Genomic DNA, 20,240 nt, shown 5'->3' on the forward strand with positions numbered 1-20,240 from the left:
CAACCAAGGACACCACCAAGTAGAACTACACCCGAGGCCCACCACCTGGGGAATTACCTGAGCGCAGCCCCGGGGAATTTCGTGAGCGACGACAATCACCGGGCTCCGTGACGCCGACGCACACGCCCTGCTCAACTCCGTCACGCACACCCGCCTCGATCAGCACATCCGCGATCGGATCGTCGCCGAGACCAAAGGCAATCCCCTTGCCCTGCTGGAACTATCCCGCGGGCTGACCGTCACCCAGATGGCGGGCGGATTCGGCCTCCTGCACGCCGGTACGCTGCCGGGCCGGATCGAGCAGAGCTTCCTGACCCGGATCGAGGCCCTGCCCGAGCAGACCCGGCTGCTCCTGCTGATCGCCGCCGCCGAGCCGGTCGGCGACCCTGCCCTGGTATGGCGGGCCGCCGGTCGGCTCGGCGTGACACCGGCGACGGCCCTCGCCGGCGGCACGGACGGGTTGCTGTCGTTCGATGTACGCGTGACGTTCCGTCACGCGCTCGTGCGGTCGGCCGTGTACCGGTCGGCGAGGGAAGGTGATCGCCGGGCGGTGCATCTGGCATTGGCGGAGGTCACCGACCCGGAGGTCGACCCGGACCGCCGTGCCTGGCACCTTGCGTCCGCCGCGGCCGCGCCCGACGAGTCCGTCGCCGCCGAACTCGAACGATCCGCCCACCGCGCACAGGCGCGCGGTGGGCTGGCCGCCGCGGCAGCGTTCCTGCAGCGATCCGTGACATTGACCGTCGACAATTCGCGGCGGGCAGAGCGCGCGGTAGCGGCCGCGGACGCCAGCCTCCGGGCGGGCGACCTCACGGCCGCACGAACATTCGTCGACATCGTTGACCGGTACGCCCAGAGCGAGTTCCTGCGCGCGCGAGCCCACCTCGTCCGTAGCCACATCACGTTCGCGGCCGGCTTCAACAACGAGGCACCGCCCATGTTGCTGACGGCGGCGCAGCGGCTCGAGCCCTTCGACATGAACCTCGCCCGGGAGACCTATCTTCTCGCGTGGGGCGCCGCGGGTCTCGTCGCCGCCGACGGGGAGAGCCTCATGGCCGTCTCCCAGGCGATGAGAGCTCTCCCGCCTCCGGACGGCACTCCGCGCCCCATCGACCTGGTGCTCGCCGGCTACGCGCTGCTCGTCACCGATGGCCGTGCCGCCGCGATCCCCACATTGCAACGGGCGATGACCGCGCTCGCGGACTATTCCGCGCAGGACCTCCTGAAGTGGGGGTGGGTGGCCAGCGGCGTGAGCTGCGCCATCTGGGACGACCAGGTCATGTGTGAGACGTACATCCGGGCGGCTGACGTGGTGCGCGCCGCCGGCGCGCTGACCGAGCTTCCCATCTATCTCGCCTCGCTGGGGATAGCGACCTCGTGGACCGGGGACTTCGCCGCCGCGGCCGCGATCGTCGCCGAGGCCGACGCCGTTGCCACCGCGACAGGCATCCCCATTGCGCAGCACACGAAGCTCTTGCTGACCGCCATGCAGGGTAAGGAGGTTGAGGCCTCCGAGCTGATCGCCGCCACGATCGAATGGGCCGGCGCGGACGGCCAGTTGATGGGAGTCACCAGCGCGAACTGGGCGGCTGCGGTCCTCTACAACGGTCTCTCCCGCCACGAGCAAGCCATGGCGGCAGCGCAGGCCAGCACCCAGATCGCCGAGTTGTGGGTCTCGGTCTGGGTGCTGCCCGAGATCGTCGAGGCAGCGACGCGCGTCGGTGACGAAAAGGTCGCTCGTGGCGCGTTGGAGCGACTGGCGGACGCGGCCGAGCCGTGCGACACCGACTGGGCGCAGGGAATCCTGGCCCGCTGTCGGGCGCTGCTGAGCGATGGAGCGCCTGCGGATCGCCTGTACCGCGAGGCGATCGAGCGGTTGGGCCGGACGCGGTTGCGCCCCGAACACGCGCGCGCCCATCTGCTGTACGGCGAGTGGCTGCGCCGGGAGCGTCAGCGCGTCGACGCACGGGCTCACCTGCGTACCGCCTACGAGATGTTCGTGTCGATCGGGATGGAGGCGTTCGCCGAACGTGCCCGCCGCGAGCTTCTCGCGACGGGTGAGACCGTCCGCAAGCGTACGGTCGAGGCCCCGTCGAGTGACGAGTTGACGCCGCAGGAGAAGCAGATTGCCCTGCTTGTGCGGACCGGCCTGTCCAACCCGGAGGTCGGGGCTCGACTCTTCCTGAGCCCGCGGACGGTCGAGTGGCACCTTCGCAAGGTCTTTGCCAAGCTGTCGATCACCTCCCGCAGGGAACTGCGGGATGCCTTGCCCCGGGGCGAGTACGAGCCCACGCCGGAGCAAGAGCCCAAGGGATGAGCTGCTGGCCGCCGTCGATGTTGTAGGTCGCCCCGATGCGTGCCGGATTTGTGACCAGGTGCAGTCCGTCTGCCAGACGCGCAAGAGCGTTGAGGCGGATGTCCGCTCGAGGTCGTCGAGGTCGTCGGCAGCGAACAGTCCGATCGTGCGCGCTCGCCCGCCCCAGCGACAGACGCCACAGGCGTAGCGCGTCCCTGGGCGGCCAGGTCACGGGTGCGGACCGCCTCACGTGTCCGGATGTCTTCCACGTCGTGTGTCGGGTTCCATCCGGCACCCGGATTGTGATCATGACCAAGTACTCCATGTCCAGCCTCCTCGGCCGGTCGGTCGTATCAGCCCGGCAATGATCGGGCGGACGAGGACTCGCTCGCGCCCGTGACTTCCCTGGTCGCCCGTCGACCAGTGAGATTCCCTGGCGCGGCACGGTCCCTGACCGTGCGAGTCTCGTCGCGTTGGCATCTCGTGCGAGCGCAGGAGGCGCAAGTCATGGACATGAAGCGCAAGATGCGCGAGCAGGCCGGAAGGGAGCTGCCGTCGTGAGTGCGTTCACCTACCGTGCCGTGACTGTCGCCGCCGGCAGCAGTTCGCCCTGGTCGACCGCGAACGACACGAGCCTGTCACCAGGACACATGCGGATACGTGTGGACACCTGCGCACGAGGGAATGATCTCCGGCGACGCCTACTTCCGCGTCGTCCTTGACCCGAGGAAATGAGACAGCCATGTCCGACCAGCCACTAAACGGAGCCGTCGCGCTCGTCACCGGCGCCAGCAGCGGTATCGGTGCTGCCACCGCACGCCGCCTCGCCCGCGAGGGGGCGGCGGTCGCCTTGGTCGCCCGTCGTCGCGACCGCCTGGATCAGGTCGCGAGAGATATCGCGGGTCTGGGAGGCCACGCGGCCGCGGTAGAGGCAGACATCACCGAGCCGGAGCGCGCATACGAGGCGGTGCAGGAGACGCTCGAACGGTTTGGGCGCTTGGACATCCTGGTCAACAATGCCGGAATCATGCTGTTCAACTCGGCGCTGCATACCACCGTCGAAGAGTGGGATCGGATGGTCTCGCTCAACGTGACGGCGCTGCTGCACATCACGCATGCCGCCGTCCCGCACCTGATCGACGCGGCGGCGACGTCTCCACGGCAGGTAGCGGATCTCGTGAATGTCAGCTCAACGGCCGGGCGGGTCGCCCGGCCGGGCAGCAGCGCCTACAGCCTGACCAAATTCGGCCTGAACGGGTTCGCCGAATCGCTTCGCCAGGAACTGCTCAGGGAACGCGTCCGGGTCAGCGTGGTGGAGCCCGGCACAATGGATACGGAACTGGTGAACCGCCTCGGTGACGCCACCCGGAAGGTGGCCCGCAGGCAGGGTGACGCGATCGAGGCGCTGCGGGCGGAGGACATCGCGGACGCGATCGGCTACATCGTTACGCGAGAGCGGCGGGTGGCCGTCAACGAGATGCTGGTTCGTGCCGGTGACGAAATATGGTAGCCAGGTTTCCTCGATCGCGAGCTGATAGAGGTTGGTGCCTGCGACGTGCTCGTGTTCGTCGCAAGGGCCGCTGAGGACCGACCGCGTCGCCCGCAACGTGAAACCCTTGGCCTGCTCGAAGCGGCGTGTTCGATGCCGCGCGCCGGGGGCGAGGTCTCGCGCATCACGCCGCGCTCGGGCCAGTCCCGCTTGCTGGCATAGCGGAACGAGTTACGCAGCGGACCTCGTTCACGGCCGCGCGGCGCAGGTGATGGGTAAGACGCCGCTGGATGGCGTATCGGCTGAGATGTCGGCCGGTGGAGATGGGGAACGCCACGGTTCTTCAGCACGGCCAACATGCATAGCCAAAACTTGGCTCCCTCACCGTCGCCGTGCTTGCCCGCCCACAGCCCCGCGCCCGTTCTCACGGGCGAAATCAGTAGCGGTCTCCGGTGGTCGAGGTCGCGTTACGGTACGGGGCGTCGCGGCAGTCGGTGTCCACGTGGAAGGCTCGATACGAGCGCGAGGGCCTGCCCGCGCTTGAGGAGCGGTCCCGGCGGCCGCATCACAGCCCGCACCAGCTCGCCGGCGTCAACGCGGTCGAGTTCGACACTGTGCTCGCCGTGTCCGGCGTACGCAACGTCCTACCGCGGGCGCAACGCATCAAGATGGGTGTGGTCCACGCCGGTCAGCTCGCCCACGTCTGGGCCGACGAACACAGCGTCCACATCCTCATCGGCGGGCAACTCATCCGGACCCTCCCGTCGGGCCTGTCCACAGAGGACATACGCGAGTTGCGGCTACGCGGCGCCGTCCCGGCCGGCCCGCCACCGGCCGACCTCGCCGCCCACCCCAACCGGCCCGATCCGGCCGGCTCGAGAACCGCCCCGTGACAAGGTTCAGAGCCTACGGAACGACACAGACCTGAACCCGATCATGTCCACGATGTCCCACGAACAATCTGTCCAGCATGTTGCGACACCACACAGACCGCCACAGCTGGGAATTACTACGACCCTCTGGTCCACCACTGCGCTCGCCGGCGGCGTCTCCGGCTCCTTCTTCGCCACGGTCTCGATCGTCATAGGTGTCTCCTCCATCCAGCCATGGAGTTACACCGTTGTTCCCAGTGCCCTTCGCACCCGCGTCCCTGGCGTGGGGACCCTGGTGCTTCCAGGGACGCGCACGGCCTCGGCCAGGACAGGCACCGGCGGAGCCGGTCGTCGTGCGACGCGTACCTGCGGCCGGCGTGCAGTCGAGGATGGAGCTTGCGTTCGCGGCGGTGCATCAGCTCTGTGCGCCGATGGCAGGCTGCTGGACAGCCTGTCGGAACCACAGCGCGACGCGCTCGTCGCAGCGTTTCAGGGTGCGCTCCGGGCCGGCGTCGGATCGTTTCCTCGTCGGTCTGGGAGTGCTCAGGCCATGAGTGGCGGCGTATCCGGCCCTCCCGCGGCGGAAGGCATGGGATTGCCGCCTTCAGGGGTGTCGCGGGCGAAAGACTGCGAGGCACGTGTGTCTATTCGCTGATTGCCGTAACCGCAGCAGCGTTGCCGCCGGGGAGTCCCTGGGCCTTGGTCCGGCGTGGTCGCGTCGCAGTGTGCGCGTGGGGGCAAGGACCAGGTAATGGCTAGGGAGTCTCCCTGGGGCGAACGAGTGGTGGGCGGTGTGAGGGTGGTGGGGGCGGATGTCCGGACGCGACCCCGCCGCCCCTTCAGTGGCAGAGAAGCATTCGCTAGCGAAAGAGAACGATCATGGAATGGCTTGTAACGCCGTGGGCGTATTGGTTGGGCCGCATCGGTGTACCCGCCTTACGGAGCGGGGCCGACGACGAAGGTGTACCCGCATCGCGCACCTTCGTTGGACAACGCGCCGAGGCCACCGCCCTCAATTTATGGTTGATCCACATCGTCTACGAGCTCGTTGCGGCCGAGTCGAAGTGTATGCGGTGTGGCACCCCACTCGGTCGCCGCCTTCGCGTGGTGCAATCGGCCGCTGAGTACTCTCCAGTTTGGACTGCATCGGTCGTCACGAGGTGCGGCGGCTGGCGCCGCCACCGACACATGGCCGCAGTCGGCGACGGTTCGAACGGTCTCATGCTCGGGCCTCTTCACGCAGCCGGTCCCGGACGCCACGCCCTGCATCGGCGACCTCGACCACGGCCTGCCATGCGTGCGACGTGACACGGCCTGGATCTCCAGCCCGCCGCTAGTCGGCCGGAGCCGCGCGAACCCGAACAGTTCCGGATGGACGATTTCTTTCGGAACGCACCGGCCACCCGTGGACGATCCGCGAACAGTGGTCACGGATCCGCACACGAGCTACTTCGGAACGGATCGAGCGGACCCTGCTGCCCAGCACTGACGCGATTCTCGGCGAGACCCGCTACAGCAACTCGTCGGGGAGAGCCGCAGTCGGGAAGTAGCAGGTGCCTGCCTGTCCCAGACTTCGTCCATCCAATGGAGGAAAAATGAGCACCCTGACCGGCGATAGCGCCTTCCTGCACGAGCTCGAGCTCAACGTCCGGGCAGAGCTGAACGAAGCCTGGGCGGAGGAAGCGGACAGCAGAGGCCGTGTCATGATCCAGTCGAGCTCGGCGGTACGGTTTACGATCCTGGGCCCGGTCGGGGCCCGGCGCGGCGACATCGAGCTCGACCTGGGTGGGCGGCAGCAGCGGTTGGTGTTGGCGCTGCTGCTGGCCCATGCCGGATCGGTGGTGGGTCTGACCGACCTGGTCGACACCATCTGGAACCAGGAGCCGCCGACGAGCGCCGTCAACGTCGTCCATCGCTATATCGGTACCCTGCGGAGGCTTATCGAGCCCGACCTGCCGGTGCGCGCCGTCGGCAACTACCTCATCCGGCACGCGGCGGGATACCAACTGCGGGTCGATGAGGATTCGCTGGACCTGCTGCACTTCCGTTGCCTGGTGGCCCAGGCCCGGCAGGCAACCGAGCCCGGTCGGGCAGTGCGGCTGTACACCGAGGCACTGGCGCTATGGCGCGGTTCCTGCGCGGTGGGCCTGGACCCGGACTCGCGCGCCCATCCGGCCTTCGCCGCAGTTGACGCCGAGTGCTCACAGGTCGTCCGGGACGCTGCGGACACTGCCCTGCGCAGCGGTCAGGTGCCCCTGGTGATCCCGGCGCTGCGCCAGGCGGCCGGGCATAACCCGCTCGATGAGGCGCTGCAGGCCCGCCTCGTCCTCGCGCTGGCCGCCGACGGCCGGCAGGCCGAGGCCCTGGAAACGTTCCAGGAGGTCCGCCGGCGGCTCGGCGATGAGCTCGGCATCGACCCCAGCCCCGAACTGCTCGACGCCTACGACCGCCTGCTGCACCAGCGCACCCCGGCACTCCGCAGCCCGCTCGCCCACACGGCCGCCGACAGCATGGAAGCGATCGGGCCGGTCAGCCCAGCGCCGACACCGGCTCAGCTACCGCCGGACCAACCGTTCTTCGCCGGCCGGACGGACATCCTGGCCCGCACGCAGGCGCTGCTCGAGCAGGACCGGCGGCAGGGGCGGGCCACTGTCGCGCTGGCCATCGACGGGATGCCGGGTATCGGCAAGACCACACTTGCGATCCGTCTGGGGCACCGCCTCGCCGCCGCGTACCCGGACGGGCAGCTCTACGTCGACCTGCGCGGCTTCAGCGCCCAGGATCGCGCAATGAGCCCCGTCGAGGCACTGCGCGGATTTCTGAGCTCGCTCGGCGTACCGCAGGAGACCGCGCCGGCCGAACTGCACGCGCTGGCCGGTCTCTACCGCAGCATCCTCGCCGGACGGCGGGTCCTGATCGTGCTCGACAACTGCCGAGACTTCGAGCAGGTGCGCCACCTGCTACCCGGCACCCCCGGCTGCCTGGCCATCGTGACCAGCCGTAACCGGATCACCGGCCTGATCACCACCGGTGGCGCCCACCCCCTGCCGCTGGACCTGCCGCCGCCCGACGAGGCGCGGGAGTACCTCGTCCGGCGGCTGGGCGCCGAACGGATCACCGCACAGCCCACCGCCGTCGACCAGATCATCGCCCGCAGCGGGCGGCTGCCGCTGGCCCTCGCCGTCGCAGCCGCCCGGGCCGCGGCACTACCCGACACACCACTCGCGGAGATCGCCAAAGAACTGGCCACCTCCCGCAGCACTGAAACCAACCCGCCCGCGGTCATCTCCTGGTCGTCTCGAACGCTCAGCCCACCGACGACACTGTCCACATGGGTCGGTCGGACCAGGCGAGTACGAGCAACCCCAAGTGCTGGTTGTGGAATGACTACGGGCAGCGGTGGTCGGGTGTAGCCGCTGAGGGCGGCGGCTACACCGGCGACATAGCCCGGACAACAGAACAAGGAAACCGGCCCGCGCGTGGGGTTCGGGGTGCCATTCTGCCTGCTCGCATGTTGACCATGCGACGTGCGATGTCGTATGCAGAAAGGGGATCACGCCGCAGGAGCGGACGTTGGCGTCGCTGGCCGACGCGCTGAATCTCAGTGACGGGGATCGTGCCGGTCTGGTCGAACAGACCGGCACGATTTTGCGCGTGCGGACCGGTCGGTGAGCCGGTTGGTGAGGCGTTGACGCGGCTGTTGCGGGCGCTGTACGTCAGCCGCCTCTTGCAGTACGCGCGCTCTCTACTCAGGTGAGCCAGTGACCGCGCGCATCCACTCGTTCGGCACTGCTTCCGCACTCGGCCTCCGTAGCGTTCCTGAGCACAGAGACACACCGACTGAGGAGGCACATCGTGTCCGATGTTGTGCTCGAGCCGGCCGCGCGGGAATTCGCCGAGGCCACGTCAAAGCCACCGTTCATCTACCAGCTCTCTCCAGAGGCCGCGCGCAAGGTCCTCGACGACGCGCAGGCCGGGCCGGTCAAGGCGCCGCCGATCGACGAGCAGTGGGTGACCGTCGCGGCCGCCGTCGGAGACGTGCGCGTACGGGTCGTGCGACCGCAGGGTGTCACGGGCACGCTGCCGGTGGTGCTGTACGTGCACGGTGGCGGCTGGGTGTTGGGTAACGCCAGCACGCACGACCGGCTGGTGCGGGAAATCTCCGTCGGGGTCGGCGCGGCGGTGGTGTTCGTGGAGTACACGCCCGCCCCGGACGCGCACTACCCGGTGGCGATCGAGCAGATCTACGCGGCGGCGCGGTGGATCGTGGCCGACGGCGCGTCGTACGGCCTGGACGCGTCGCGGCTGGCGATCGCGGGCGACTCGGTGGGCGGCAACATGACCGCCGCAGTGACGCTCATGGCCAAGCAGCGCGGCGACGTCAGGTTCATGCACCAGTCGATGTACTACCCGGTCACCGATGCCGGGCAGGACACCGGCAGCTACACCGAGTTCGCCGACGGGCCGTTCCTGACGGCGAAGGGAATGGCGTGGTTCTGGGACTGCTACGCCCCCGACCGCTCGGTGCGCTCAGAGATCACGGCATCGCCGCTGCGGGCGTCCCTGGAGGATCTCCAGGGCCTGCCGCCGGCGTTTCTGATCGTGGACGAGGCCGACGTGCTGCGCGACGAGGGCGAGGCGTACGCGGCGAAGCTGCGCGCCGCCGGGGTGCCGGTCACGACGGTGCGCTACGACGGCATCTGCCACGACTTCATGATGCTCAACCCGCTCAAGGACACCAACGCCGCCAAGGCGGCCACCGCACAGGCGATCGCGGTGCTGCGGCAGGCGCTCGGCACCCACACCCCGAAATTGAAGATCGTGGTGGTCGGCGGCAGCGGACTCATCGGAACCAAACTGGTGAACAAGCTTCGCGGGCTCGGTCACGAGGTCGTGGCGGCCTCACTCGATTCGGGTGTCAACACCCTTACCGGTGAAGGCCTAGCCGCTGCGCTGGTGAACGCCCAGGTTGTTGTCGACGTGACGAATTCACCGTCCTTTGAGGACACAGCGGTGATGGATTTCTTCACCACCTCGACCCGCAACCTCCTCGCCGCAGAGGCGAACGCGGGCATAACGCATCACATCGCGCTGTCGATTGTGGGAATCGACCGCCTGCCCAGCAACGGCTACTTCCGGGCGAAGGTCGAGCAGGAGAACCTGATCAAGGGATCCTCCATCCAATACTCGATTCTCCGTGTGACGCAGTTCTTCGAATTCATCGAGCGCATCGCCGGCGCCGCCACCGACGGTGACACGGTCCGCCTGTCGCCCGCGCTCATCCAGCCGATGGCGGCCGAGGACGTTGCCGAAGCCCTGTGCGAGCTCGCCGTCGAGGTACCAGTGAACGGCACCGTCGAGGTCGCCGGACCCCAGCAGTTCCCCCTCGACGAACTCGTGCGAAGCGTCCTGCGCACACGCAACGACCCGCGCACGGTGATCGGCGACCCTCGCGCGACGTATTTCGGCGCGGAACTGGACGAGCGCAGCCTCGTCCCCGACGACGGCCGCGCCCACCTTGCCGGAACCCGCTTCGACGAGTGGCTGAGTCACTCGCTTGCGGGCTCGTGAATCACAGTCAGGAGAGGCACATGTCACTAAGTAGGAGACTGCGGGTCTTAGGTGTCGCCACGGCGGCGCTGGCCACCGCGGCGGGCATCATGGCGGTCAGCGGCAGCGCCGCGCAGGCCGGCCGCGATCGCGGGATGAAGCCGACGGTCGTCCTCGTACACGGCGCGTTCGCGGACTCCAGCGGCTGGAACAGGGTGACCCGCCAGTTGCTGCGCGACGGCTACCCGGTCGTCGCCGCCGCCAACCCGCTGCGCGGTGTCGCGTCCGACGCCGCACAGATCAAGGCGTTGCTGCAGAGCATCGACGGCCCGATCGTCCTGGTCGGACACTCGTACGGCGGTATCGTCATCTCGGACGCGGCCACCGGCAACCCCAACGTCAAGGCGCTCGTCTACGTCGCTGCGTTCTCCCCCGAACAGGGCGAAAGCGCCTTCGAACTGTCGTCCAAGTTCCCCGGCAGCACGCTTGGGGACACGCTGCGGCCGGTCCCGCTGCCCGACGGCAACGTTGATCTGTACGTGGATCAGAAGCTGTTCCACCAGCAGTTCGCCGCGGACGCGCCAGCCCAGGAGGCCGCCCTCATGGCCGTGTCGCAACGGCCGGTGACGGCGGCGGCGCTGAACGAAGGGGCGGGCGCGCCGGCCTGGCACACCATCCCCAGCTACCACCTCATCGCCGAGGCCGACAAGAACATCCCGGCCCAGTTGCAGCACTTCATGGCCGAACGCGCCCACGGGGTCACGCAAAGCGTCGAGGGCGCGTCGCATGCGGTGTTCGTGTCGCAGCCAGGAACGACGGCCGCGTTCATCGAGCGGGCCGCTCGCGGGACGGCCTGACGACCGTCGGCCCATCGCACCATCCGGGTCAGTAGCCGGCGGGTGGCGGGAGATTCTTCCGCCACCCGCCGGCTCAGGTCACAGAACCGGGGTCTGGCCGGTCCTGGTTGACGGCTCTTCTCGTACACAGGAATCACCTGATTAGGAGGCACGTCATGTCCGATGTCGCCGAGACCCGCCGGGGCGGGCTCGACAGGCAAGGTCGGTCGAAATGAGCGCCACAGAGGTTCACGGTGCGCCGCCGCGCATGGACGACGGCCGGGCACCGGCCCGATCCGGGGATCGGCGCTTCGGCCTGCCGACCGCCACTGCGCTGGTGGTCGGGTCGGTCATCGGCACCGGCGTGTTCGCGCTGCCGTCGGCGCTGGCCGGCTTCGGCCCCATCTCGCTGGTCGCGTTCGTACTGGTATCGGTCGGGGCGATCGCTCTGGCGTGGACGTTCGGCGCGTTGAACCGGCGGGTTCCGGGGTCCGGTGGCCCTTACCTGTACGCCCGGGAAGCATTCGGCGACTTCGCCGGCTTCGTCAACGCATGGAGCTACTGGATCACCGCGTGGGCCGGCAACGCCGCCATCGTGGTGGCTTGGGTCGGCTACGTGGAGGTGTTCTGGAATACCTCCCATGCCAAGGGCTGGTCGATCCTGATCGCACTCGTCGGGCTGTGGGTGCCGGCGGCGATCAACCTGGCTGGAATCCGCAGCCTGTCGGTCGTGCAGGTACTCACCACGGTGCTGAAGTTCGTGCCGCTGCTGTTCATGGCGACGGTCGGGCTGCTGTTCATCAAGTCCGCCAACTTCGGCGAGTTCAACGCCAGCGGTGGCTCCGCGCTCGGAGCGATCAGCGCCGCCGCGGCGATCGCCCTGTTCGCATACATCGGGATCGAGACCGCGTCGGTGGCCGCCGACCGGGTCATGGACCCGCGGCGTAACGTCGGCCGCGCAACGGTTCTCGGCACCCTCGCCTGCGCTGCGGTGTACATCCTGGGCACGGTCGCCGTGTTCGGCACGGTCAACCATGACGCCCTGGTCGCCTCGACGGCGCCGTTCACCGACTCGGCCAACGCGATCTTCGGCGGCGAGTGGGCCGGCAACGTGGTAGCGGTCGCGGCGATCATCTCCGGCTTCGGGGCGCTGGTCGGCTGGACCCTCATCGTCGGGGAAATGCCGCAGGCCGCCGCCCGGGACCAGCTGTTCCCGGCCCCGTTCGCGCGGGAGAGCCGGCGCGGCGTGCCGGCGTACGGCATCGTCGGCGGGACGGTCCTGGCCTCGGCGCTGACGGTGGTGAGCTACACCAGCTTCACCAGGGTGTTCACCACCGTGGTGCTGCTGTCGGTGCTGACCGCCGTCATCCCGTACCTGTTCTCGGCCGCCGCCCAGGTGTACTGGCTGCTGACCGAAGGCCGCCGGGTGCGCTCCGGCCACCTGCTGCGCGACCTCGTCGTCGCGGCCACCGCCCTGGTGTTCGGCTTCTGGGCCCTGGCCGGCAGTGGATACCAGGCCGCCTACTACGGGCTGTTCTGCCTGCTGCTCGGCGTGCCCGTCTACATCTGGCTCAAGGTAGGGCGCCGCGAGTACGGACAGACACCGACCGGCCGCCTGGCTGACGGAGCACAGCGATGACCCTCACCAGCCCCGGCAGGCGCCTCACCGGCGGCGTGGACTCCGAGATCGGCGCCCTGCGCGAGGTGATCGTGCACCGCCCCGGCCTCGAGCTCGAACGGCTCACCCCTGGCAACGTCGCCGAACTGCTCTTCGACGACGTGCTGTGGGCCAGCCGCGCCCGCAGCGAGCACGACGCGTTCGTCGAGGCATTACGCGAATACGACGTGACCGTCCACCTGTTCGGCGAGCTGCTCGCCGAGGCACTGTCCACTCCGGACGGGCGGGCGTTCGCCCTCGACCGTACGATCACCGCCGAGCGCCTCGGCGCCGGCCTCGCCCGCGAGGTCCGCGCACTGTTCGACGACGCCGAACCGGCCAGGCTGGCCGAGTACCTCATCGGCGGGGTCACCAAGGCCGACCTGTCCCCGCTCACCCGGCCCAGCCTGACCTGGCAGGCCCTTGACGTCGACGACTTCCTGCTCGCCCCGCTGCCCAACACCCTCTTCCAACGCGACAACGTCGCCTGGATCGGCACCGGCGTCACCATCAACCCGATGGCCAAGGCGGCCCGCCGCCGTGAGTCCATCAACACCCGGACCGTGTACCGCTACCACCCGCTGTTCCGCGACGCCGACTTCCCCATCTACTACGGCGACGACGACGCCGACCACGCGCCGGCAACACTGGAGGGCGGCGACATCCACGTCATCGCCCCAGGCGTCGTCCTCATCGGCATGGGCGAACGCACCACCCCGATGGGCGTCGAGACGCTCGCCCACCAACTGTTCGCCAGCGAACAGGCCCACCTCGTCCTCGTGGTGGAGCTCCCCAAAGCCCGCTCCGCCATGCACCTGGACACCCTGCTCACCATGGTGGACGTCGCCACCTTCGTCGCCTACCCGTACCTGGACTGGAACGAGGTCCGGTGCTGGCGACTGACCCCTGGCGGTACCCCGGCCGACCTCGACGTGCAGGAGAGCCGCGGCGTGCCGGCCGCGCTGGCGCAGGCCCTTGACGCGCACCCGGTCAGGGTGCTGACGGCCGAGGCGGACCGCCATAGCGCGCAGCGGGAGCAGTGGGACGACGCGGACAACTATCTGGCCATCGCGCCCGGCGTGGTCATGGGTTACGACCGCAACGTCGTCACCAACACCATGCTCCGCCGAAACGGCATCGACGTCATCACACTCGCCGGCAGCGAGCTCGGCCGCGGTCGCGGCGGAGCCCGCTGCATGAGCTGCCCAGTACGCCGCCACCCACTCTGAGCAAGGGAGAGCCCTCATGACCTCGCGACCCCATCCAGGCTCGTTGCTGCAGGATCTGGACCTGGACAAGCAGCAGCTCCTCGACCTGTTGACCCTGGCCGCCCAACTCAAACGCGACAAGCGGCACGGCGAGGAACTCCCACGGCTGCGCGGAAAGACGATCGTGCTGGTGTTCGAGAAGAACTCAACCCGTACCCGCTGCTCGTTCGAGGTCGCCGCTCACGACCAGGGCGGACAGGTGACCTACCTCGGACCCGAGGGATCCCACCTCGGCCGCGAGGAGTCCGTCGCCGACACCGCCAGGGTGCTGGGGCGGATGTTCGACGGCATCGCGTTTCGCGGCCACGCCCAGGACACCGTGGAACAGTTCGCCGAGCACGCCGGCATACCGGTCTGGAACGCGCTCACCGACGCCTGGCACCCGACCCAGAGCCTCGCCGACATCCTGACCATGACCGAATACCACGGCGGCGGCGTCGAGGACATCGCCTTCTGCTTCACCGGTGACGGCCACAGCAACGTCGCCCGATCGCTGCTCGTCACCGGTGCGCTGCTCGGCATGGACGTGCGCATCGCGGCGCCCGCGGGCCTGCAGCCGCCGCCGGACGTCGTCGCCGCGGCCGAGGGCGCCGCACGATCCAGCGGCGCGCGCCTCCTGGTCACCGACGACCTCCACGCGGCCGTGGACGGCGCCGACTTTGTCTACACCGACGTGTGGGTCAGCATGGGCGAGGCTGACGACGCGTGGGCGGCCAGGGTCCCGTCGCTGTTGCCGTACCGCGTCACCGACGACGTACTGGACGCCAGCAACCGCTCCGGCGTGCGGTTCATGCACTGCCTGCCGGCGATCCACAACCGCGGCACCGCCATCGGCGCCCGGCTGCACCAGCAGTTCGGCCTCGACGGTGCCGAGGTGACCGAAGAGGTGTTCGAGTCCAAGCAGTCGATCGTGTTCGACCAGGCCGAAAACCGGATGCACACCATCAAGGCCCTGCTCCTGCGTGCGCTGGCGGACTGAACCGTGCGCATCGTCATCGCCCTCGGCGGCAACGCCCTGCTGCAACGCGGCGAAAAGCCCGACGCCGCTGTCCAGCGCCGGCACGTACGCCGCGCCGCACAGTCCCTCGCGCTACTGGCAGCCGATCACCAACTCATCATCTGCCACGGCAACGGTCCGCAGGTCGGCCTGCTGGCCCAGGAGAGCGAGACCGACCCGGCGCTGAGCCTGCCGTACCCGCTCGACGTGCTGGGCGCCCAAACCCAAGGAATGATCGGCTACTGGTTGGTCCAGGAGCTGCACAACGCTGGTATGCCAGCGGTCGCGGTGCTCACCCAGACCGTCGTCGACGCCGACGACCCCGCCCTCGCCGCGCCGACCAAGTTCATCGGACCCAGCTACGACGAGCAGCCCGCCCGGACGCTCGCCGACCAGCGCGGCTGGCAGATCCGCCGGGACGGCGACCGGTGGCGGCGCATCGTGGCGTCGCCCCAGCCGAGAGGGCTCGTCGAGATCGAGACAGTGCGAGCCCTGGCCGACGGCGGCAGGGTCGTCGTCTGCGGCGGTGGTGGAGGCGTGCCGGTGGTCGAGACCGCCGACGGCCAGCTGGTCGGCGTCGACGCGGTCGTCGACAAGGACCTCACCGCCGCCATGCTCGCCCTGCGACTGGGCGCGCAGCGGCTGCTGGTGCTGACCGACGTGCCCGCGGTCATGCGCAACTACGGCACCCTGGCCGCCACCCCCATCCACACCATCGACGTCGACACCCTCGCCGGCATGCGGTTCCCGGCCGGGTCGATGGCACCAAAGATCGAGGCCTGTATCCGGTTTGCACGGGCCTCCGGACACGCCGCGGCGATCGGCGCCCTCGGCGACGCGGCCGCCGTTCTCGCCGGCACAGCCGGAACCACCGTCGTGCCCGTCCTTGTCAACGCACAGCATGGAGGAGAGATGACCACACCGGCAGGCGAAAGCGCCTTGCACGAGCTCAAGATCGAGGTCGAGGCGGAACTGGCCATGGCCGAGTCGAGCCACCCGGAGGACGCCGCCAGCGTACCGGTCGCCGAGTGGCTCTTCGATCAGGCGGACGCCGAGCGTGAGGTGATCGGCCTCCGCAGTCTTCTCGGCGCGGTCGAGGCACTGGAAGCCGGCTCCGGACCTGGTGATCGCTCCACCGCCGCTGCTGCGAAGCAGTGACGTTCGTACCCCTTTCTGTCACCGATTCCGGGCCCCCGGTCGGTGCTGACTACACCGAACCCACAAGGAGAACAACATGTCCGAGCAGGAACCGACCGTCGTCCTTGTCCACGGCGCCTTCGCCGAGTCCGCGAGCTGGTCCGGGGTCGTCGAGCGGTTGCAGGACCGGTCCATCGACGTCGTCGCGGTCGCCAACCCGCTGCGCAGCGTGCCGGGCGACGCCGCCTACCTCTGCGACGTGCTCGCCGGAATCAGCGGACCCGTGGTGCTCGTCGGCCACTCGTACGGCGGCTTCGTGATCACGGAGGCCGCGGCAGGAAGCGACAAGGTGGCCGGCCTCGTCTACGTCTGCGCGTTCGCGCCCGAGCACGGCGAGTCCGCGTTCGAGCTGTCGACCAAGTACCCCGGAAGCACCCTCGGCCAGGCACTCAACGCCTACCCAGTCACGACCGGCGGCAACGAGTTCGCCATCCGGCCCGACGCCTTCCACCACCAGTTCGCCGCCGACGTCCCCGACGTCCAGGCCGCCGTGATGAGCGCGACCCAGCGCCCGGTCACCGAGATCGCCCTGTCGGCAGGACTGCCGACGGACACCCCGGCGTGGAAGACGATCCCGTCATGGTTCGTCTTCAGCGACGAAGACCTCAACATCCCGGTCGCCCTGCACCGCTTCATGGCGGACCGGGCCGGCGCCAAGGGCGTATGCGAGGTGTCCGGCGCGTCCCACGCGCTCAGCGTCTCCCACCCTGACGCCGTGACGGCGTCGATCCTCGAAGCCGTGCAAGCAGTCTCGGCGTAACGATTCCCCGGTGAGGTCCCCGGCAGCACCGCCGAGGACCTCACCCGACAGCCGACCGCGGCCCGCACCTCAGGCTGCGCCGCGACGCGGAGCGGATCGCACCGCGACGACGGAGTGGGTCCGGTACGAGTACGAAGTCCCGCGCGGCTTGCGCAGACACAAGTCCCGATGCAGCTGATTCATGCGGTCGCCGCCCAGCCCCGGACAGACGCCTATACAGGCAGCGCACGGAGGAAGAATGACAATCCCTTTCGACAGCCGAAGTGAGCCACCCATGAAACACCCGCCACGGCAGCGGATCGCTGTAGCTCCAACGACGGCGCGGATCGAGACGCCCGAAGATCTTCGCAAGCACCTTCAATGGGCGATCGAATTGGAACACGCCACTCTGCCGCCGTACCTCTGCGCGCTCTACTCGCTCGACCCATCGCGAAACCTCGAAGCCGTTCAGGTGATGGGCAGCGTCTTCGTCGAAGAGATGATCCACCTGGCGCTGGCTGCGAACCTGCTCAACGCCGTCGGCGGGCACCCTCGGCTGGACACGCCGCAGATGCTGCCGCGCTATCCCAGGCACCTGCCCCACGGCGACCGCTCTCTGGAGCTGTCACTGGTTCCGTTCGGGGCGGAAGCACTTGAGATGTTCCTCCGGCTCGAACAGCCGACACCGCCTGGCGCTCCGGCCGAGGATGACAATTATGAAACGATCGGGCAGCTCTACGGCGCGATCGAAAAAGGACTGCGCCATCTGTGCGCTGAACTCGGCGAGCGGGAAGTCTTCTGCGGTGACCCGGCTCGCCAGGTCACCGCGGGCCCCTTCCGCCACAGCGGCGGACGACTGACAGGGGTCAACGATCTCGACTCCGCACTGGCAGCGCTGGAGGAGATCGTCGAGCAGGGCGAAGGCACACCACGAGGCGAGGTCTGGGACGGCGACCAGGACATCTTCCATCCAGGCCGGGATGAGGTCGCGCATTACTACCGGTTCCAGGAACTCAAGCTGGGCCGGCGATACCGGCGCGGTGACACCCCGCAATCCGGGCCCACCGCCGAGGCTGTCTCGGTCGATCTCGGCGGCGTCTACCCGATGCGACGCAACCCGCGTCTGGCCGATCACGCTCCAGGTAGTCCGATCCGGGTCGCCCAGGAAGACTTCAACCACACCTACTGCGCCGTGCTGCATCTGTTGGAACAGGCGTTCAACGGCAGCCCGAAGATGCTCGCCGTCGCGACCGGCACCATGTACGCCCTCAAAGCCCAGGCGCAGGGCCTGATGGAGATGTCCGACGGGGAAGGCACGACGGCCGGCCCGACATTCGAGTACGTGCCGCCGGAGCTCAGGCGATGAGCCGCGACGAGCGGCGCCGGATCGTCGTACTCCGTGATGGGCCATACGTCGTCTACGGGCGGATTCCGCTGAGACGCAAACGCAAGATCGTGTCCGCGGACAACGATTCGCTGACCTGGGAAACCGGCGACGCCATCGAGACCGAGGACACGTACGTGCTGTGTCGCTGTGGCCGCTCCGGCTCGAAGCCGTTCTGCGACGGAACACACGCTGTGATCGGGTTCGACGGCACGGAGACGGCAGACGTTCGGCCGTACGAGGAACTGCAGCACGTCCACGACGGGGTTGGCATCTCGGCCCAGCGGGTTGGCGAACTGTGCATCCACGCCGCGTTCTGCATCGGCCGGACCAGGCCGATCGCAGAGATGCTCGCCGACAGTGCCGACAGCGACGTCCGCTCCAACATCATGGGACGGATTGATCACTGCCCGTCCGGGTCGTACAGCTACGCCCTTCACCGCGGGGGCGAACCGATCGAACCCGACCTTCCACAGGCTATTTCAGTCCTCGAGGAGGAGAACGGTCTGGCCAGCGCGTTGTGGGTCACAGGAGACGTGCCTGTCTTTCGGGCGGACGGTCAGCCACTCCAGACCCGGAACAGGACGACGCTGTGCCGCTGCGGCCACTCGTCCAACAAGCCCTTCTGCGACGGAACCCACCGCAAGATCGACTTCCGCGACGAGGAGAACACATCGGCGGATGACCTCGAAGGTCGCCGGCGTTAGGTAAAAAGATCACAGAGCGAGAAGGAAGGCGGCGCGGTGAGGGCCAGTCGACTGGAGGCGTTCAGTGATGGCGTGCTTGCCATCATCATCACGATCATGGTGCTGGAGTTGAAGGTGCCGGAGGGTCACGACCTCTCCGATCTCGTCCACACGACCGGCGTGGGGCTGCTGACGTATCTGCTCAGCTTTGTCTATGTGGGCATCTACTGGAACAACCACCACCACATGTTCCACCTGGTACGGCGGGTCAGCGGAGCGGTGCTGTGGGCGAACCTGGCGCTGCTGTTCTGTCTGTCGCTTTTCCCGTTCACGACGGCTTGGATGGACGAGTCGAGGTTTGAGCGGATCCCGGTCGTCATCTACGGTCTGAACCTGCTCGGCGCGGCCACGGCGTACTTCGTGCTCCAGACGGTGATCGTCCGGCAGCAGGGACCGAAGTCGCCGCTGCGGCAGGCTGTCGGCACTGACATCAAGGGCAAGGTCTCCCCAGCGTTCTGCCTTGCCGGGATCCTCAGCGCCCTGACACTCGACCGGAGCGGGAATGTCGGAGTTGGGATTGCCCTGGCGTGCTTCGTCGGCGCGGCGATCATGTGGATCGTCCCCGACCGCCGCATCGACCGGGTGGTCCGCCAGTACGAGACTCCCGACTGAGAGTGCGAGGTCGACCTCGTCGCTCGTCGCATCCTTCGACCGTGTCAGCTGCGGCACTGACCATCCGCTTCTGCCGCTGTCAACGCGCGGAGACCGGCCGGCTCCGATGAAGAGCCTTGTTATCTTGACTTCACGGGCGCCGCCAGGCCGCTGCTCGGGCGGCATGCAGATGTTGGTGACCAAGACATCCAGCGCCATCGCTCCACAATGGACAGTTGCTCGTCGTGATTAGCCGCCAAGCCGCAGCCGGTGCTGACGGAGATTCAGCCTTGTTAAGGATCTTCGTGAGGGTAGGCGGGTAGCTGCGGTTGGAGGGATGCTGGTAGGTGGGGGTGGCTGATATGAGCACTCTTCGTCTGGCACATAGGAAAGCTCAGCAGAAGGTGTGGGCGCGGCAGCGGCTGCGTGCGGGGCGGTTGTTCGTGCGGAGCTGGCTTCAGGCCGATGTCGCCCGGCAGGTCGGGGTCGATCCGCGCCGGGTCAGCGACTGGTATCAGCGGTGGCTGTGCGCCTGCCGAAAACCTCGTCCGTGTAGCTCAAGCCGCATGTTGATACTCGTGAAGGACACCGCCGAGGCGGTCTCGTCGGCGTATGTCG

Annotated in this window: 15 protein-coding genes; all 15 read left to right on the forward strand. The window is 68.3% G+C overall.

Annotated elements, in window-relative coordinates:
• Positions 1–247: 247 nt before the first annotated feature.
• Entirely contained in the window at positions 248–2,317 is a 2,070-nt protein-coding gene (locus AB0H83_RS49300; protein ID WP_360110079.1) for a LuxR C-terminal-related transcriptional regulator, read from the forward strand.
• Positions 2,318–3,038: 721 nt separating this feature from the next.
• Positions 3,039–3,806 carry an SDR family NAD(P)-dependent oxidoreductase gene (locus tag AB0H83_RS49305; protein WP_360110082.1) on the forward strand — a complete coding sequence of 256 codons (768 nt, stop codon included), beginning with the start codon at positions 3,039–3,041 and terminating at the stop codon, positions 3,804–3,806.
• A gap of 431 nt (positions 3,807–4,237) precedes the next feature.
• Positions 4,238–4,678: a leucine zipper domain-containing protein gene (locus AB0H83_RS49310; RefSeq protein ID WP_360110085.1), complete on the forward strand. Its 441-nt coding sequence runs from the start codon at positions 4,238–4,240 to the stop codon at positions 4,676–4,678.
• A gap of 1,574 nt (positions 4,679–6,252) precedes the next feature.
• Positions 6,253–8,070: a BTAD domain-containing putative transcriptional regulator gene (locus tag AB0H83_RS49315; protein WP_360110088.1), complete on the forward strand. Its 1,818-nt coding sequence runs from the start codon at positions 6,253–6,255 to the stop codon at positions 8,068–8,070.
• 640 nt (positions 8,071–8,710) lie between these two features.
• Positions 8,711–10,228: an alpha/beta hydrolase fold domain-containing protein gene (locus AB0H83_RS49320; protein ID WP_360110121.1), complete on the forward strand. Its 1,518-nt coding sequence runs from the start codon at positions 8,711–8,713 to the stop codon at positions 10,226–10,228.
• Between the two features lie 20 nt (positions 10,229–10,248).
• A complete protein-coding gene (locus AB0H83_RS49325; RefSeq protein WP_360110091.1) occupies positions 10,249–11,064 on the forward strand; it encodes an alpha/beta hydrolase in 816 nt (271 codons plus the stop codon).
• 211 nt (positions 11,065–11,275) lie between these two features.
• Complete coding sequence (locus tag AB0H83_RS49330; RefSeq protein WP_360110094.1) at positions 11,276–12,682, forward strand: amino acid permease; 1,407 nt, start codon at positions 11,276–11,278, stop codon at positions 12,680–12,682.
• A complete protein-coding gene (locus AB0H83_RS49335) occupies positions 12,679–13,929 on the forward strand; it encodes an arginine deiminase (RefSeq protein WP_360110097.1) in 1,251 nt (416 codons plus the stop codon). Before AB0H83_RS49330 ends, AB0H83_RS49335 begins: the two co-directional genes overlap by 4 nt.
• A gap of 16 nt (positions 13,930–13,945) precedes the next feature.
• Complete coding sequence (gene argF / locus AB0H83_RS49340; RefSeq protein WP_360110100.1) at positions 13,946–14,947, forward strand: ornithine carbamoyltransferase; 1,002 nt, start codon at positions 13,946–13,948, stop codon at positions 14,945–14,947.
• 3 nt (positions 14,948–14,950) lie between these two features.
• Complete coding sequence (locus AB0H83_RS49345) at positions 14,951–16,123, forward strand: carbamate kinase (protein ID WP_360110103.1); 1,173 nt, start codon at positions 14,951–14,953, stop codon at positions 16,121–16,123.
• 76 nt (positions 16,124–16,199) lie between these two features.
• A complete protein-coding gene (locus AB0H83_RS49350) occupies positions 16,200–16,922 on the forward strand; it encodes an alpha/beta hydrolase (protein WP_360110106.1) in 723 nt (240 codons plus the stop codon).
• 274 nt (positions 16,923–17,196) lie between these two features.
• Positions 17,197–18,267: a ferritin-like protein gene (locus AB0H83_RS49355; protein WP_360110109.1), complete on the forward strand. Its 1,071-nt coding sequence runs from the start codon at positions 17,197–17,199 to the stop codon at positions 18,265–18,267.
• A complete protein-coding gene (locus AB0H83_RS49360; RefSeq protein WP_360110112.1) occupies positions 18,264–18,992 on the forward strand; it encodes a CDGSH iron-sulfur domain-containing protein in 729 nt (242 codons plus the stop codon). Before AB0H83_RS49355 ends, AB0H83_RS49360 begins: the two co-directional genes overlap by 4 nt.
• 36 nt (positions 18,993–19,028) lie before the next feature.
• Positions 19,029–19,643: a TMEM175 family protein gene (locus AB0H83_RS49365; RefSeq protein ID WP_360110115.1), complete on the forward strand. Its 615-nt coding sequence runs from the start codon at positions 19,029–19,031 to the stop codon at positions 19,641–19,643.
• A gap of 341 nt (positions 19,644–19,984) precedes the next feature.
• On the forward strand, positions 19,985–20,240 hold a 256-nt coding region (locus tag AB0H83_RS49370; protein ID WP_360110118.1), incomplete at its 3' end, for a hypothetical protein.

Origin of the sequence: Dactylosporangium sp. NPDC050688 (genome assembly GCF_040654515.1) — a bacterium.
Lineage (GTDB): Bacteria > Actinomycetota > Actinomycetes > Mycobacteriales > Micromonosporaceae > Dactylosporangium.